This is a genomic window from Streptomyces sp. NPDC050433 (assembly GCF_044458565.1).
Lineage (GTDB): Bacteria > Actinomycetota > Actinomycetes > Streptomycetales > Streptomycetaceae > Streptomyces.
The window spans coordinates 16,340-30,592 of sequence record NZ_JBITIB010000045.1; the positions used below are offsets into that span (position 1 = coordinate 16,340).

General features: G+C 72.5%; 13 protein-coding genes and 1 pseudogene. 9 read left to right on the plus strand and 5 right to left on the minus strand.

The genetic code is table 11. The features are described 5' to 3' along the window. Positions 1 to 16: 16 nt before the first annotated feature. The 4 genes from ACIBLA_RS35155 to ACIBLA_RS35170 all read left to right on the plus strand — a co-directional run bounded on the left by ACIBLA_RS35155 (position 17) and on the right by ACIBLA_RS35170 (position 2,057). Entirely contained in the window at positions 17 to 508 is a 492-nt protein-coding gene (locus tag ACIBLA_RS35155) for a CinA family protein (protein ID WP_363245973.1), read from the plus strand. Between the two features lie 109 nt (positions 509 to 617). Then, positions 618 to 1,001 (plus strand): helix-turn-helix transcriptional regulator, encoded by a 384-nt coding sequence (locus ACIBLA_RS35160; RefSeq protein WP_363245965.1) that lies wholly within the window; start codon positions 618 to 620, stop codon positions 999 to 1,001. A gap of 193 nt (positions 1,002 to 1,194) precedes the next feature. Further along, the gene (locus ACIBLA_RS35165) at positions 1,195 to 1,665 is read left to right on the plus strand and encodes a DNA starvation/stationary phase protection protein (RefSeq protein ID WP_363245964.1); all 471 of its coding nucleotides are present in this window, start codon (positions 1,195 to 1,197) and stop codon (positions 1,663 to 1,665) included. Between the two features lie 131 nt (positions 1,666 to 1,796). Next, positions 1,797 to 2,057, plus strand: coding sequence for a hypothetical protein (locus ACIBLA_RS35170; RefSeq protein WP_363245963.1), 261 nt, complete (start codon positions 1,797 to 1,799; stop codon positions 2,055 to 2,057). Here the strand turns inward: ACIBLA_RS35170 and ACIBLA_RS35175 are convergent. After that, positions 2,018 to 2,770, minus strand: coding sequence for a DNA-formamidopyrimidine glycosylase family protein (locus ACIBLA_RS35175; protein ID WP_363245962.1), 753 nt, complete (start codon positions 2,768 to 2,770; stop codon positions 2,018 to 2,020). The two genes, ACIBLA_RS35170 and ACIBLA_RS35175, sit on opposite strands and share 40 nt — an antisense overlap. Before the next feature lie 84 nt (positions 2,771 to 2,854). After that, the gene (locus tag ACIBLA_RS35180) at positions 2,855 to 7,549 is read right to left on the minus strand and encodes an ATP-dependent helicase (RefSeq protein ID WP_399200931.1); all 4,695 of its coding nucleotides are present in this window, start codon (positions 7,547 to 7,549) and stop codon (positions 2,855 to 2,857) included. A gap of 168 nt (positions 7,550 to 7,717) precedes the next feature. Here ACIBLA_RS35180 and ACIBLA_RS35185 point away from each other — a divergent pair, with 168 nt between their 5' ends. The 3 genes from ACIBLA_RS35185 to ACIBLA_RS35195 all read left to right on the plus strand — a co-directional run bounded on the left by ACIBLA_RS35185 (position 7,718) and on the right by ACIBLA_RS35195 (position 10,129). After that, positions 7,718 to 8,548 carry an AraC family transcriptional regulator gene (locus ACIBLA_RS35185; protein ID WP_363245960.1) on the plus strand — a complete coding sequence of 277 codons (831 nt, stop codon included), beginning with the start codon at positions 7,718 to 7,720 and terminating at the stop codon, positions 8,546 to 8,548. A 592-nt stretch (positions 8,549 to 9,140) separates the two neighbouring features. Further along, positions 9,141 to 9,821: an AzlC family ABC transporter permease gene (locus ACIBLA_RS35190; RefSeq protein WP_363245972.1), complete on the plus strand. Its 681-nt coding sequence runs from the start codon at positions 9,141 to 9,143 to the stop codon at positions 9,819 to 9,821. After that, on the plus strand, positions 9,818 to 10,129 hold the full coding sequence (locus tag ACIBLA_RS35195) for an AzlD domain-containing protein (RefSeq protein ID WP_399200932.1): 312 nt from the start codon (positions 9,818 to 9,820) through the stop codon (positions 10,127 to 10,129). The genes ACIBLA_RS35190 and ACIBLA_RS35195 overlap by 4 nt, the downstream gene beginning before the upstream one ends. Positions 10,130 to 10,242: 113 nt before the next feature. Here ACIBLA_RS35195 and ACIBLA_RS35200 read toward each other — a convergent pair. Continuing rightward, positions 10,243 to 10,634, minus strand: a pseudogene (locus ACIBLA_RS35200) (hypothetical protein); the annotation flags it as partial. Positions 10,635 to 10,714: 80 nt separating this feature from the next. On the opposite strand from ACIBLA_RS35200, the gene ACIBLA_RS35205 reads away from it, so the two are divergent. Together ACIBLA_RS35205 and ACIBLA_RS35210 are read left to right on the plus strand one after the other, a co-directional pair. Further along, positions 10,715 to 10,909 carry a DUF3046 domain-containing protein gene (locus tag ACIBLA_RS35205; RefSeq protein WP_147878199.1) on the plus strand — a complete coding sequence of 65 codons (195 nt, stop codon included), beginning with the start codon at positions 10,715 to 10,717 and terminating at the stop codon, positions 10,907 to 10,909. A 25-nt stretch (positions 10,910 to 10,934) separates the two neighbouring features. Continuing rightward, a complete protein-coding gene (locus ACIBLA_RS35210; protein ID WP_363245957.1) occupies positions 10,935 to 12,176 on the plus strand; it encodes an AI-2E family transporter in 1,242 nt (413 codons plus the stop codon). A gap of 56 nt (positions 12,177 to 12,232) precedes the next feature. Here the strand turns inward: ACIBLA_RS35210 and ACIBLA_RS35215 are convergent, their stop codons facing one another. Beyond that, positions 12,233 to 12,877: a response regulator transcription factor gene (locus tag ACIBLA_RS35215; protein ID WP_363245956.1), complete on the minus strand. Its 645-nt coding sequence runs from the start codon at positions 12,875 to 12,877 to the stop codon at positions 12,233 to 12,235. Further along, positions 12,877 to 14,238 carry a sensor histidine kinase gene (locus tag ACIBLA_RS35220; RefSeq protein WP_399200933.1) on the minus strand — a complete coding sequence of 454 codons (1,362 nt, stop codon included), beginning with the start codon at positions 14,236 to 14,238 and terminating at the stop codon, positions 12,877 to 12,879. The genes ACIBLA_RS35215 and ACIBLA_RS35220 overlap by 1 nt, the downstream gene beginning before the upstream one ends. Positions 14,239 to 14,253: the final 15 nt, after the last annotated feature.

Genomic DNA, 14,253 nt, shown 5'->3' on the forward strand with positions numbered 1-14,253 from the left:
GGGCCTGGCCGCTCGGGTGCTCGATCTGCTCGTACGGGAGGGCGCGACGCTGGCCGTCGCGGAGTCGCTGACCGGCGGTCTCGTGGCTGCGGAGCTGACATCCGTCCCCGGCGCCTCTCGCGCGCTGCGCGGGGGAGTCACGGCCTACGCGACGGACGTCAAGTGCGATGTCCTGGGCGTGGACGGCACACTTCTGGCGGAGCGCGGGGCGGTGGATCCCGAGGTCGCACGGCAGATGGCGGTCGGCGTACGGGGCGTGCTGGGCGCACACTGGGGCATCGCGACCACGGGGGTCGCGGGTCCCGATCCACAGGACGGACAGCCCGTGGGCACGGTGTACGTGGCTGTCAGAGGTCCGCACGGTGCCGAGAAAGTGGCCGCACTGCGGTTGAACGGTGACCGGGCGGACATCCGTAGAGAGAGTGTACGGAGCGTGCTGGAACTGCTCTCCGGCGAACTGACCGGGAACAGGCGGACACAGGATACGGAACGGAACGGGGGGACTTGATGTTTGCAGCCCTGAGTGAACACGACATCGCTCCCCGCACGGCCGCAGCGCGAGGCGGTACGGTGGGGCGAGAAGGATGCGGCTACGCGGTCCGAGGAGGGAGCCACCGATGATTCTGCTCCGTCGCCTGCTGGGTGACGTGCTGCGTCGGCAGCGCCAGCGCCAGGGCCGTACTCTGCGCGAAGTCTCCTCGTCCGCCCGAGTCTCGCTCGGCTATCTCTCCGAGGTGGAGCGGGGGCAGAAGGAGGCTTCCTCCGAGCTGCTCTCCGCCATCTGCGACGCGCTTGACGTACGGATGTCCGAGCTCATGCGTGAGGTGAGCGACGAACTGTCGCTGGCCGAGCTGGCTGCGTCCGCAGCGGCCAGCGAGCCGGTGCCCACAGCAGTACGTCCGATGCTCAATTCCGTTTCCGTGACGTCGGTGGCAGGTGTGCCGACGGAGCGGGTGACCATCAAGGCGCCAACAGAAGCGGTGGATGTCGTCGCCGCTTGATCCGCACGCGCACGACGTGACCGAGGCCTGAGCCCCGGACGGTCCCCGTGACCGGCCGGGGCTTCTGCTTTGCCCGTCTCCGCCCGACGGAGCAGGGGGTCGGTGCTGAATTTAACTAATTTCCCCCGAAATGATCCTTTTGGGGTCTTGTGCCATGGTGGGCGTACGTGTGAATGGAACTGGAGGACGCCCCATGTCTGTCGTCAAGAGCTCACTGCCCGAGGCGGATCTGAAGCTGGTCGGCGAGGCCCTGCAGGGCGCGCTCGTGGATCTGCTCGATCTGTCGCTGGTGGCCAAGCAGGTGCACTGGAACATCGTCGGGCCGCGCTTCCGGTCCGTACACCTCCAGCTCGACGAGGTCGTCGGCACGGCGCGGCAGCACTCGGACACCGTGGCGGAACGGGCCGCGGCGATCGGCGTGACCCCGGACGGCCGTGCGGCGACGGTGGCGGCGCAGAGCGCGATCGGCACCGTTCCCAGCGGCTGGATCAAGGACGGGGACGCCGTACGGACACTGGTGGACGCTCTCAGCGCCGTGATCGTCCGCATGCGTGAGCGGATCAGCGTCACAGACAAGCCCGACCCGGTCACCCAGGACATCCTGATCGGGCTGACGGCCGATCTTGAAAAGCACCACTGGATGTTCCAGGCGGAGAGCGCGTAGGGCACGTGGGCCGGATGCGAGTGCTGCGCATGGTGTGCCACGGCGGCTGTCGGATACACGCCGTGCACGCCTCCGATGCGCCCTTTCGCCGGATACGCGGACCGGTCTAGCGTCGGTCTGAGGAGGCGGCCATGGCACGGCGACGGATCCTTCTGCCGGCTCTCGTCGTGGGCGGGCTCTGGTGGTGGGCCGTACTGCGGCTCGCGCTGGCGCCCGAGCACGCCGGGGTCATCGAGGGGGCGGTGGCCGCGGGTGGCTGGGGGCTGAGCCTGCTGCCGGTGCACGCGGCGGCCCGTACGCCGATGAGGTCCGGGAAGGGCGCCGTGGTGGAGGGGGACGGGGCGGACGGGTCTCAGGGGACGGGGCCCAACTGGCAGCGGGGGCACCAGTAGACGGGGCGGTCGTCATCCGTCGTCTTGCTGACGGGGGTGCCGCAGCGGCGGCAGGGGAGGCCGCCGCGGCCGTATACGTACAGATGACGGCGCGAGCGCGCCCGGTTGGCCTCCAGGAGCTTCTTCGCGGCCGTCACCAGCCGCTCGGGGGCCGGCAGGTCACCGATGGGCAGCCAGGGGGTGGTGCGGGTGAGGAAGCAGATCTCGCACCGGAAGACATTGCCGATGCCCGCGAGATTCCGCTGGTCCAGCAGCGCTTCGCCGACGGTGAGCGCCGGGTCGGCGAGCAGATTGCGCAGCGCGATGTCCGGATCCCAGTCCGGTCCGAGGATGTCCGGACCCAGGTGGCCCACCACGCTCGCCTCGTCCGCCGTGCGGAGCAGTTCGAGTACGGGGAGCCGGTAGCCGACGGCGGTGCGCTCGGCGTTGCCGAGAATGGCCCGGATCTGGTGGGCGGGGCCGCCGCGCCAGCGCTCGTCGGGGCCGTACACCCGCCAGGCTCCGTCCATCCGCAGGTGTGAGTGGAGGGTGAGGCCGCCCTCGATGCGGGTCAGGAGATGCTTGCCTCGCGGGGTGACGTCGAGGACCGTCCGGCCGGTGAGGTCGGAGGTCGCGAACCGGGGGACGCGTAGGTCGGACCTGGTCAGCAGCCGCCCGGCGAGGGCGGTGTGCAGGCGCAGGGCGGTCTGCAGGACGGTGTCACCTTCGGGCATGTCTCCATCATGCGCGAGAGGGGGGCCGTGGGTGGGTGGCGTACGGGGTGTGGCGTGCGCAGATGTACGGCGACGGGCCTTGGCTCACGCCCGCAGACGCAGCCCCCTCGGGGTGGCGTGGAAGCCCGCCGACTCCAGAACGCGGCCCACGGGGGAGGTCAGCGCCTGCTCGCCGTTGGCCCGCTCCACCGTGACCGTCCCGAGCGCGCCGGCGCGGGCGGCGGAGGCCAGAGCCTCGGCCGCCGCCTGCAGCGCCGCATCATCGGCGGCGTCCGGATGGGCCGGGCCGGACCGGGCGGCATCCTCGCCCGGCCAGGCGAGGAGGGTCTTGCCGCCGCGTTCCATGTACAGCGTCAGCGCGCCGTCGACCAGGACGACCAGGGAGCCCGCCTTGCGGCCGGGCTTGTGGCCCGCGCCCGTCGGCGGATCGGGCCAGGGCAGCGCCGCCCCGTAGGCGTTGGCGGGGTCTGCGGCGGCCAGGACCACGGCGCGGGGCGCCGGGTCGGACGCCGCGCGGTCACGGGCCGTGGAGGCCGCGCGGAGGCGGTCCACCGCCCCGTCCATGGCGAACTGGGCCGCGCCGAGGCCCTCGACGACATAGCCGCGGCGCGCCTGCCCGCTGTCCTCGAAGGCGGACAGCACGCGGTACACGGCCGAGAAGCCGCCCTCGATGCCTTCGGAGGCGACGGCGCCGCGGGTCACCACGCCGTGCCGGTCCAGGAGGGTGCGGGCCAGGGCGTGCGCGCGGCGCGTGGTGTCCGGATCGGCGGCCGGGAGCAGTGACCAGCGTCCGCTGACTGTCGGCGGCCCTGTGCGGGAGGCGGGCCGGGCCGCAGCGGTGAGGCTGCCGTAACGGCCGCGTGGGACGGTCCGTTTGGCGCGGTGGGCCGTCGAGCCGGCCGTACGCCCGGAGCCGAGGAGGGAGCGCAGCGGCGCCAGGGTGTCGTTGGTCAGTCGCCCCGACCAGGCCAGGTCCCAGACGGCGTCGGCCAGTTGGGGATCGGTGACATCGGGGTGGGTGGTGGCCCGTACCTGGTCGGCGATCTGACGGAAGAACAGGCCGTAACCCCCGGACAGGGTGGCAAGGACCGATTCGTGCACCGCCGTCAGCTCAAGAGGGTGCGGCGGCGGGAGCAGCAGCGGGGCGGAGTCCGCCGGATAGAGCGAGATCCAGCCGTCCTTGCCGGGGAGGGCCCCGGCTCCGGCCCAGAGGACCTCGCCGGTGGTGGTCAGCTCGTCCAGGAGCGTCGGGGCGTAACCCGTGACACGGGAGGGGAGCACCAGCTTCTCCAGAGCGGACGCCGGGATGGGCGCGCCCTGCAACTGCTCGATCGCACGGGCCAGTCCGTCGATGCCGCGCAGACTGTGGCTGCCCAGATGCTGCCACTGCGGCAGGAACGTGGCGAGCGCGGCGGGCGGCACCGGCTCCAGCTCGTGCCGCAGCGCGGCGAGCGACCTGCGGCGCAGCCGGCGCAGGACCGTGGCGTCGCACCACTCCTGGCCGATCCCGGAGGGATGGAACTCGCCCTGGACGACACGGCCGCCTGCGGCGAGGCGCTGGAGCGCGCCTTCGGTGACGGCGGGGCCGAGTCCGAAGCGGTCGGCGGCTGAGGAGGAGGTGAACGGGCCGTGTGTGCGGGCGTGGCGCGCCAGGAGATCGCCGAGGGGGTCCTTGACGGGCTCGGTGAACGCCTCGGGGACGCCGACGGGCAGCGCGGTGCCGAGCGCGTCACGGAGCCGGCCCGCGTCCTCGATCGCCGCCCAGTACTCGGCGCCGCCGATCCGGACCCGGATGGCGCGGCGGGACGCGGCGAGATCGGCCGGCCAGCGCGGCTCGGACCCGCGCGCCGCCAACTCGGCGTCGGTGAGCGGTCCGAGGACCCGCAGCAGGTCGGCGACGCCCTCCATGTCCTTGACGCGTCGGTCGTCGGTGAGCCACTGGAGCTCGCGTTCCAGCTCCTGAAGGACGTCGGCGTCCAGCAGCTCGCGCAGCTCCGCCTGGCCGAGGAGCTCGGCCAGCAGCCGCGAGTCGAGGGAGAGGGCGGCTGCGCGCCGCTCCGCGAGGGGGGAGTCGCCCTCGTACAGAAACTGCGCGACATAACCGAAGAGGAGCGAACGGGCGAAGGGGGACGGCTCGGTGGTCGTGACCTCGACCAGCCGGACCCGGCGGGATTCGATGTCGCCCATCAGCTCGGTGAGTCCGGGCACGTCGAAGACGTCCTGGAGACATTCCCGGACGGCTTCCAGAACGATGGGGAACGAACCGAACTCGCTTGCCACCTGGAGCAGTTGGGAGGCCCGCTGGCGCTGCTGCCAGAGCGGTGTCCGTTTGCCGGGACTGCGGCGCGGCAGCAGCAGGGCGCGCGCCGCGCACTCACGGAAGCGGGCGGCGAACAGCGCGGAGCCGCCCACCTGGTCGGTCACGATCTGGCCGACCTCGCCCTGCTCGAAGGCGACATCGCCGGCGCCGACCGGCGCCTGCTCGTTGTCGTACGTCGTGTCGAGCGACATCGGGTCCTGGTCGAGGAGGTCCAGACTCATCAGATCGGCGTCCGGCAGCCGCAGCACGATGCCGTCGTCGGCGTGCATGACCTGGGCGTCCATGCCGTACCGCTCGGAGAGCCGGGCACCGAGAGCCAGCGCCCACGGCGCGTGCACCTGAGCACCGAACGGGGAGTGGATCACGACCCGCCAGTCGCCCAGGTCGTCCCGGAACCGCTCCACGAGGATCGTCCGGTCGTCGGGCACATGACCGCAGGCGCGGCGCTGCTCGTCCAGATACGCCAGGACGTTGTCCGCCGCCCAGGCGTCGAGCCCGGCGGCCACCAGCCGCAGCCGGCCGTCCTCCGGGGACAGCGCGCCGACCTCGCGCAGGAACGCGCCCACCGCGCGGCCCAGTTCGAGCGGCCGGCCCAGCTGGTCGCCCTTCCAGAAAGGCAGCCGGCCCGGCACTCCGGGGGCGGGGGAGACCAGCACCTGGTCGCGGGTGATGTCCTCGATACGCCACGAGGTCGTGCCGAGCGTGAACACGTCGCCGACCCGCGACTCGTACACCATCTCCTCGTCCAGCTCGCCCACCCGGCCGCCGCCGCGGCCCTTGCCGTTGCCGGAACCGGCGCCGGACGCCCCGGCGAGGAACACTCCGAAGAGGCCGCGGTCGGGGATGGTGCCGCCCGAGGTGACGGCGAGCCGCTGGGCACCGGGGCGGCCCGTGACCGTACCCGTCACGCGGTCCCACACCACACGGGGGCGCAGCTCGGCGAACGCGTCGGACGGATAGCGGCCCGCGAGCATGTCGAGGACGGCGGTGAACGCGGACTCGGGGAGCGAGGCGAACGGCGCCGCGCGGCGGGCCAGAGCGAGCAGGTCGTCGGCCTGCCAGGTGTCGAGCGCGACCGTCGCGACAAGTTGCTGGGCGAGCACGTCCAGTGGGTTGGCCGGGATCCGCAGGGCCTCGATGGAGCCGGTGCGCATCCGCTCGGTGACGACGGCGGCCTGCACCAGATCGCCCCGGTACTTGGGGAAGACGACGCCGGTGGAGACCGCCCCCACCTGATGGCCGGCCCGGCCCACGCGCTGGAGGCCGGAGGCCACGGACGGCGGCGACTCGACCTGGACGACGAGATCCACCGCGCCCATGTCGATGCCCAGCTCCAGGCTGGACGTCGCCACGACGGCAGGCAGGCGGCCCGCCTTCAGGTCCTCCTCGACGCGGGCGCGCTGCTCCTTGGAGACCGAGCCGTGGTGGGCGCGGGCCAGGAGGGGCGGGGCGCCCTTGGCGGCGCCCGCCTCGGCCATGATCTCGGCGGGCGAGTGGGCCTCGGGCATGGGCTCGCCCGTGGCCCGTTCGTACGCGATCTCGTTGAGCCTGTTGCACAGACGCTCGGCGAGGCGGCGGGAGTTGGCGAAGACGATCGTCGAACGGTGCGCCTGGACGAGATCGGCGATCCGCTCCTCGACGTGCGGCCAGATCGAGGGCTTGTCGCCGTCGCCGGAGCCTCCGCCGCTCCCGGTGTCGGATGCCGGGGAGCCTCCCAGCTCGCCCAGGTCCTCGACGGGGACGACCACCGACAGATCGAACTCCTTCCCGGAGGGAGGCTGCACGATCTCGACCCGGCGCTGGGGGGAGAGATAGCGGGCGACCTCGTCCACCGGACGCACCGTGGCCGACAGGCCGATACGGCGGGCCGGACGCGGCAGCAGCTCGTCGAGCCGTTCCAGGGAGACCGCGAGATGCGCGCCGCGCTTCGTGCCCGCGACGGCGTGCACCTCGTCCAGGATCACCGTCTCGACACCGGCCAGCGCGTCCCGTGCCGAGGAGGTGAGCATCAGGAAGAGGGACTCGGGGGTGGTGATCAGGATGTCCGGCGGCTTGGTGGACATCGCGCGGCGCTCGGCGGGCGGGGTGTCGCCGGAACGGATGCCGACCCGGATCTCCGGCTCGGGCTGTCCGAGGCGGACGGACTCCTGCCGGATGCCGGTGAGCGGGCTGCGCAGATTGCGCTCCACATCCACCGCGAGGGCCTTGAGCGGGGACACGTACAGCACCCGGCAGCGCTTTTGCGCCTCGGCCGGCGGGGGGACCGAGGCCAGCCGGTCGAGGGCGGCGAGGAAGGCGGCCAGGGTCTTGCCGGAGCCGGTCGGGGCCACGACCAGCACGTCCGAGCCCTCGGCGATGGCACGCCAGGCGCCCTCCTGCGCGGCGGTGGGCGCGGAGAAAGCCCCGGAGAACCAGCTGCGGGTCGCGGGGGAGAACGAGTCGAGTGCGGTGCCGGACATCTCCCCATCGTGCACCCGACCACTGACAATCGCCCGGACCTGCGGAAACGGAGGAGCCAACGGGGTGGGGGGGGCGACACGGCACGGGGCAGGGGGCGGGGAGGGCGTGGGGCAGGCGGGGGCGAAACCGGGAGGTGGGACGGGGCGCGGCCGGTGCAGACTTAAGCCATGGCGGCTCGGGAGCAGGCACGGCACTGGCGCTACTCCGAGCTGCCCGGTGTCGACCTGCTGCGGGCCAGATACATCCGGAAGGCGTTCCTCAGGCACACCCATGAGACGTTCGTCATGGCCGCGATCACCGACGGCGTGGATGTCTTCCACCACGGCGGCAGCCTCCAGTACGCCGGACCCGGCTCCCTCGCGCTGGTCAACCCCGACACCCCGCACACCGGCCACGCACAGGGCCCCGAGGGCTGGCAGTACGGCGCCGTCTACCCGTCGCCCGGCCTCGTCGCGGAGATCGCGGCCGAGACGACCCGGATCAGCGGCACCCCCGGCTTCGTCGCCCCCGTCGTGGACGACCCGTACGCCGTCCGCCTCGTCCACCAGGTCCTGCGCGCCGCCGACGAGGGGAACGCGCTGGCCGCCGACACACTGCTGCGGGTCGCCGTCACCCGCCTCCTGCGGTTGAACGGGGGGACGCTGCCGCAGCGTACGGTGCGGGGCGCGGGCGCCAGGACGGCGGCACGCGCGCGAGCCGTGCTGGAGCGACGGATGGCCGACCCGCCGTCCCTGGAGCGGCTCGCCGCGGAACTGGGCACCAGCCCGTTCGCCCTGCTGCGGGCCTTCCGGGACACGTACGGCATGCCGCCGCACACCTGGCTCACCGACGCGCGGGTGCGCCGGGCCCGCCATCTGCTGGACGGCGGGACGACCCCCGCCGACGCGGCGGGCCTCGTCGGCTTCACCGATCAGCCGCACCTCAACCGGCACTTCACCCGCATCGTGGGCGTGCCACCGGGCGCGTACCGCAAGGAGCGGACGCCGGGCGGCGCCTGAGTGGGCGGGAGACGTGACGAAGGCCGGAGGGACCGGCCTCCGTGGAGAACCCCGCCTGACGCAGAGCCGACTCCGTACCCGGAGAGGTGTCGGTTGTGACCTGCACGCGGGGCTGAAGGCCACGCTCGCGGAAGGCTTCGACCAGCGCCGCGATGGCGCGGGGGGACACGAACGCCCCGTACTCCGCGACCTCCAGGGGCCGGCGCAGGGTGGCGACGGCGAAACTCTGGATACCGACGTCCACGGGGCTCGGGCTCCTTCCAGAGACGCCGGCGGTTCGTGGTCGCCCGGTAACGCGCAAGAACGTACAAGACGGGGCGCGAGCCCGCCCCGTAGCGTCCCTGACGTGGCAGAACAGACAGCATCCGCAGACAGGCCCGAAGCCGCGGGGATATCCGCCGGGTCGGCCCCCGAGTACGAGAATCACGGCGCGAGAGGTACGGGGACGGGCTCCCCGCACGGCGGGGGCGGCACACGTGCGGCCGGGGACGGCGCCGAGGACGGCGCGACCGCCCGTACGGCGCCGCGAGGCGTCCCCGGCGGTGAGCCCGGCGGTGAGCCGAAGCCGGACTCGGCCGTCGTACGCGACGCGCTGGGTGTCGGCATCGCCGTCGGTCTCTCCGGCTTCGCCTTCGGCGTGACGTCCGCCGGGGCGGGCCTCACCCTCCTACAGAGCTGCGCACTCAGCCTGCTGGTCTTCACCGGCGCCTCGCAGTTCGCACTCGTCGGCGCGCTCGCGACAGGCGGCAACCCCCTGACCGCCGCGGCCGGTGCCTTCTTCCTCGGCGTACGGAACACCTTCTACGGTCTGCGCCTGTCCCAACTGCTGGCGCTGCCACGCTTCGTACGCCCCTTCGCCGCCCAGTGGGTCATCGATGAGACGACGGCCGTCGCACTCGCGCAGCCCACGCGTCGCAGCGCGCGCCTCGGCTTCACCGTCACCGGGCTCAGCCTCTACGTGCTGTGGAACCTCACCACGCTGCTGGGCGCGCTCGGGGCCGAGGCCATCGGTGACACCGCCGCGTGGGGACTCGACGCGGCCGGTCCCGCCGTCTTCCTCGCCTTGCTCGCCCCCATGCTGCGGACGACCACGGAGCGCGCGGTCGCCGCAGTCGCCGTGGTCCTCGGGCTCGGCTTCCTGCCGGTGCTGCCCGCAGGTGTGCCGGTGCTCGTCGCGGCGCTGGCCGCCCCCGCCGTGCTCTGGTTCGAGGGCCGCGGGACCGGCGGTCGTCCTGACCCTGGCACCACCGACCCGAAGGGAACGGACCGTTGACTATCTGGATCGCCATCGGGCTGACCGCGGTCGGCTGCTACCTCGTCAAGTTGCTCGGGCTGCTCGTACCCGCAGGCGCGCTGGAACGCCCCCTCGTACAGAGGCTGTCCGCGCTGCTCCCCGTCGCGTTGCTGGCGGCTCTCACGGCGCAGCAGGCCTTCGGCGGCGCCGACGGTTCGCTGGTGGTCGACGCCAGGGTGGCCGGGCTCGTCGCGGCGGGGATCACGCTGGTGCTGCGTGCCCCGTTCCTGGTCGTCATCGGCGCGGCCGTGGTGGTGACCGCAGGAATACGCGCCCTGGGCGGCTGACCCCTGACCCCTGGCCGCTCGTCCCGGATGCGGGTGTCAGCCGATGGCCCGCCCGTACGCCCGCAGTGTCCGCAGTGTCCGCAGGGCTTCGATCGTCGCCATGGAACGCCGCTCCAGGGCCGCGAGGGGCGTCCACGGCGGCCGACCGGGCGGCCAGCCGCCGTCGTCGCGCTGCGCCCCGACACCTGCGTGAGATACCGGCACACCCGCTCCACCCGGGGCCCACCGCAGCGCCCGACGGAGCCCAGGACATCCAGCGCATGCGCCGTGCGCCGTGCGCCGTGTGCGGCGTGCGGCTTACGGGGCCGCGCAGATCGGGCTCCAGGCCGTGACCGTAACCGCCGTCCTCGTTGAGATACGTGGCGAGCGCCGTCTCGACGGCCTCCGCCCGGCCGCGGGTGAAGTGATGGGCGAACCGCCGCTGTTCGAGGACCCGCCCCGTCAGCCACACGAAGCGCTCCGCGCGGGCGAGGGGAGTCGACTGGGATGCTGCGGTCACGGCCATGCGCCGACGGTAGGACGCGAGGCGGCCCCGTAAGGGGCGGACGGCTCCGGCCGCACTCTCAGGAGCGGGATACTGGGGTCATGCGGTTGACGATTTTCTGGGAACGGATGGCGGACCACTTCGGCCCCGCGTACGCGGACTCCTTCGCGCGCGACCACGTGATGGCGGAGCTCGGCGGCCGTACGGTGCACGAGGCCCTCGCCGCCGGCTGGGAGGCCAAGGACGTCTGGCGGGCGGTCTGCGCGGCTATGGGCGTGCCCGCCGACAAAAGGTGACGTACGCGTAGGCCAGACTGGCTCCGTGGCACTGACCGACGAAACAGCCCAGGATCCTCAGCCGTCCACCCCGCCGCCGACCCCTCCCGCAGCGGGCGACGGCGGTGAGGCGGCCCGCATGCCCCGCTGGCTGCCACGTGCCATGGTGCTTGCGCTCACGCTCATCGCCTGCTTCCAGCTGGGCAGCTGGGCCTTCCACCAGCTCGTCGGGCTGCTGATCAACATCCTGATCGCCTTCTTCCTGGCGCTGGCGGTCGAGCCGGCCGTCAGCCGGATGGCATCGCGCGGCATACGGCGCGGACTCGCCACCTTCCTGGTCTTCTTCGCCGTACTGATCGTGAGCGTCGGCTTCGTGCTGCTGCTCGGCTCGATGCTCGCGGGGCAGATCATCGAGATCGTCGAGGACTTCCCCAACTACCTCGACTCCCTCATCAACTCGATCAACCAGAACTTCCGTACCGAGCTGTCACGGGTGGCCGTCCAGGACAGCCTCCTCCACTCCGAATGGCTCCAGAGATACGTCCAGAACAGCGCGAGCGGCGTGCTCGACATCTCCACCACCGTGCTCGGCGGCCTCTTCCGGCTCCTGACGATCTTCCTGTTCTCCTTCTACTTCGCCGCCGACGGGCCGCGGCTGCGGCGCGCGGTGTGCTCCGTTCTGCCCCCGGCCAAGCAGGTCGAGGTGCTACGGGCCTGGGAGATCGCGGTCGACAAGACCGGCGGCTACATCTACTCGCGCGGACTGATGGCGCTCATCTCCGGTGTCGCGCACTACATCCTGCTGGAAATCCTGGGGATCCCCTACGCGCCGGTGCTCGCGGTGTGGGTGGGCCTCGTCTCGCAGTTCCTGCCGACCATCGGCACCTATCTGGCCGGCGCCTTGCCGATGCTGATCGCCTTCACGGTGGATCCCTGGTACGCGCTGTGGGTGCTCGGATTCGTCGTGATCTACCAGCAGTTCGAGAACTACGTCCTTCAGCCCAAACTCACCGCCAGGACCGTCGACATCCACCCCGCCGTGGCCTTCGGCTCGGTCATCGCCGGCACAGCGCTGCTCGGCGCCGTCGGCGCGCTGATCGCCATCCCCGCGGTCGCGACGCTGCAGGCGTTCCTCGGGGCGTACGTGAAGCGTTACGACGTGACGGACGACCCGCGGGTGCACGGGCACCGGCGGCGGGGCAGCGGGCGCACGCTGGCGCGGATCCGCGGGGCGCTGCGACGTGGTGCCCGGCGCGTCAGACCGCCGCGCGCGCGGGACGGCGCCTGACCGTCGCGAGGGGCTTCCTGTGATTGGTGCCCGCGTTTCGCCTGCCGGGGCTTGCCTCAGCCGCGCAGATAGGCAAGCACGGCCAGGACGCGGCGGTTGGTCGCGTCGGTCAGAGAGAGGTCGAGTTTGGTGAGGATGCTGCCGAAATGCTTGCTCACCGTCCCCTCGCTTACGTGCAACGCCTCGGCGACCGCGGCGTTGGACCTGCCCTCCGCCATCAGCGCCAGTACTTCCTGTTCGCGGGGCGTCAGCCTCGACAGAGGGTCGCGCCGGTGCCTGAGCAGCTGCCGTACGACCTCGGGGTCCACCACCGTGGCACCGTCGGCGACGCGGCGGACGGCGTCGACGAATTCCTCGACGTGCCCGATCCGTTCCTTGAGCAGATAGCCGACGCCGGTGCCGTCCGAGGAGTCGAGCAGTTCCTCGGCGTACGCGCGCTGCACGTACTGGCTCAGCACGAGGATGGGCAGCCCCGGCTGCCGCTCACGCAACTCCAGCGCGGCCCGCAGGCCCTCGTCGGAGAATCCCGGTGGCATGCGCACGTCCGTCACCACGATGTCGGGCCGGTGCTCGGCCACCGCCGCGGCCAGCTCGTCGGCGGTCCCGGCCCCGGCGACGACCTTGTGCCCGAAACGTTCGAGCAGGCCGGTGAGTCCGTCCCGCAGGAGCACGCTGTCCTCTGCCAGCACGATGCGCAACATCAGGTCCTCGTTCGGGTGGGAGTGCGGGTGGGAGCGCCGGTAGGAGTGCGGCTGGGAGTGCGGCTGGGAGCGCCGGAGGGCGTGTCGCCGGGCGGGCAGGGAATCCGTACCCGGAACACGGTGGGCCCGCCGGCGGGGCTGGAGACCAGCAGATGGCCGTCGAGCACCGAGATACGGTCCGCCACGCCCTGCAGGCCACTGCCGCCGGCGAAGTCCGCGCCGCCCGCCCCGTCGTCCCTGACCTCCACGACCAGCTCGCCGTCGGCGATCCTGCCACTCACCTCCGCGTGGTCGGCCCCGCTGTGCTTGGCGACGTTCGCCAGCGCCTCGGAGACCGCGAAGTACGCCGCCGTCTCGACCGGCTCGGACAGCCGCCCCGGCAGCTCGAACCGTACGTCGACCGGCACCGTCGACCGGTCGGCGACGTCCTCGACCGCGTCCTTCAGCCCCCGGTCGGTGAGCACCTGGGGGTGGATCCCCCGGATCAACTCCCTGATCTCCACCAGCGCGGTGCCCGCCTCGTCGTGCGCCTTGGCCAGCAGGCCGCCCAGTGGTTCACCGGGGTTCTCCAGCCTCGCCAGGCCCAGCGTCATAGACAGGGCCACCAGGCGCTGCTGCGCGCCGTCGTGGAGGTCGCGCTCGATCCGGCGGCGTTCCGCCTCGAAGGCGTCCACCAGCCGCATCCGGGACCGGCCCAGCTCTTGGATCCGGGAATCGACGGCGGCGTCAGGGGAGGACAGCAACTGCCTGGTCAGCGCAGCGCGTCCGGCCGCCACCACACCCAGCGGATACGCGAGGACGGGCAGCAGGAGCGCACCGACCAGCGCCGCCGCGAACGCCTGCGGATACGAGTCGGCCAGCCAGATCTTCAGCACGCGGACCTCCTCGCCGCCGCCGACCGTGGCCATCACGACGGGCGTGGCCAGCAGGCCGCCGCTGACGCCGAGCACCGTTCCCAGGACCACCGCCTCCAGGGGCCACAGCACGAACGCGAACAGCAGGGCGTAGCCCAACTCCCGCCACGTGATCGGCTCTTTGAGACGGACGCGAACCCAGGCGGCCGGACCCGTGCCGGCCGGTTCGCGGTGCGCGTCGGCCAGCACGACGGGGTCGACCAGCCGCATGCGGCGACGCTCCAGCGCGGCCACCGGGATGCCCGCGAGCGCGAACATCAGCAGCAGCGGAACACCGATGAGGACCACCGCCAGCGCGCTTCCCGTGACCGCCAGCAGAAGCAGCGAGACCAGGGTCGCGAGACCGACCACGACGCCGCTCAGCAGATACGCCGCGGAGCGCCACGGCCAGCCGCTGAGGAGGTAACGGGGCGCCCGGAGCGCCTGCCAGAGGCTGGGGGAGTGCATGGACGCACGGTAGGC

Coding starts and splice junctions, on each gene's coding strand:
- ACIBLA_RS35185 (WP_363245960.1), top strand. CDS start 7,718: ATGGCGGCTCGGGAGCAGGCACGGCACTGGCGCTACTCCGAGCTGCCC.
- ACIBLA_RS35170 (WP_363245963.1), top strand. CDS start 1,797: ATGGCACGGCGACGGATCCTTCTGCCGGCTCTCGTCGTGGGCGGGCTC.
- ACIBLA_RS35205 (WP_147878199.1), top strand. CDS start 10,715: ATGCGGTTGACGATTTTCTGGGAACGGATGGCGGACCACTTCGGCCCC.
- ACIBLA_RS35175 (WP_363245962.1), bottom strand. CDS start 2,770: ATGCCCGAAGGTGACACCGTCCTGCAGACCGCCCTGCGCCTGCACACC.
- ACIBLA_RS35215 (WP_363245956.1), bottom strand. CDS start 12,877: ATGTTGCGCATCGTGCTGGCAGAGGACAGCGTGCTCCTGCGGGACGGA.
- ACIBLA_RS35165 (WP_363245964.1), top strand. CDS start 1,195: ATGTCTGTCGTCAAGAGCTCACTGCCCGAGGCGGATCTGAAGCTGGTC.
- ACIBLA_RS35180 (WP_399200931.1), bottom strand. CDS start 7,549: ATGTCCGGCACCGCACTCGACTCGTTCTCCCCCGCGACCCGCAGCTGG.
- ACIBLA_RS35220 (WP_399200933.1), bottom strand. CDS start 14,238: ATGCACTCCCCCAGCCTCTGGCAGGCGCTCCGGGCGCCCCGTTACCTC.
- ACIBLA_RS35160 (WP_363245965.1), top strand. CDS start 618: ATGATTCTGCTCCGTCGCCTGCTGGGTGACGTGCTGCGTCGGCAGCGC.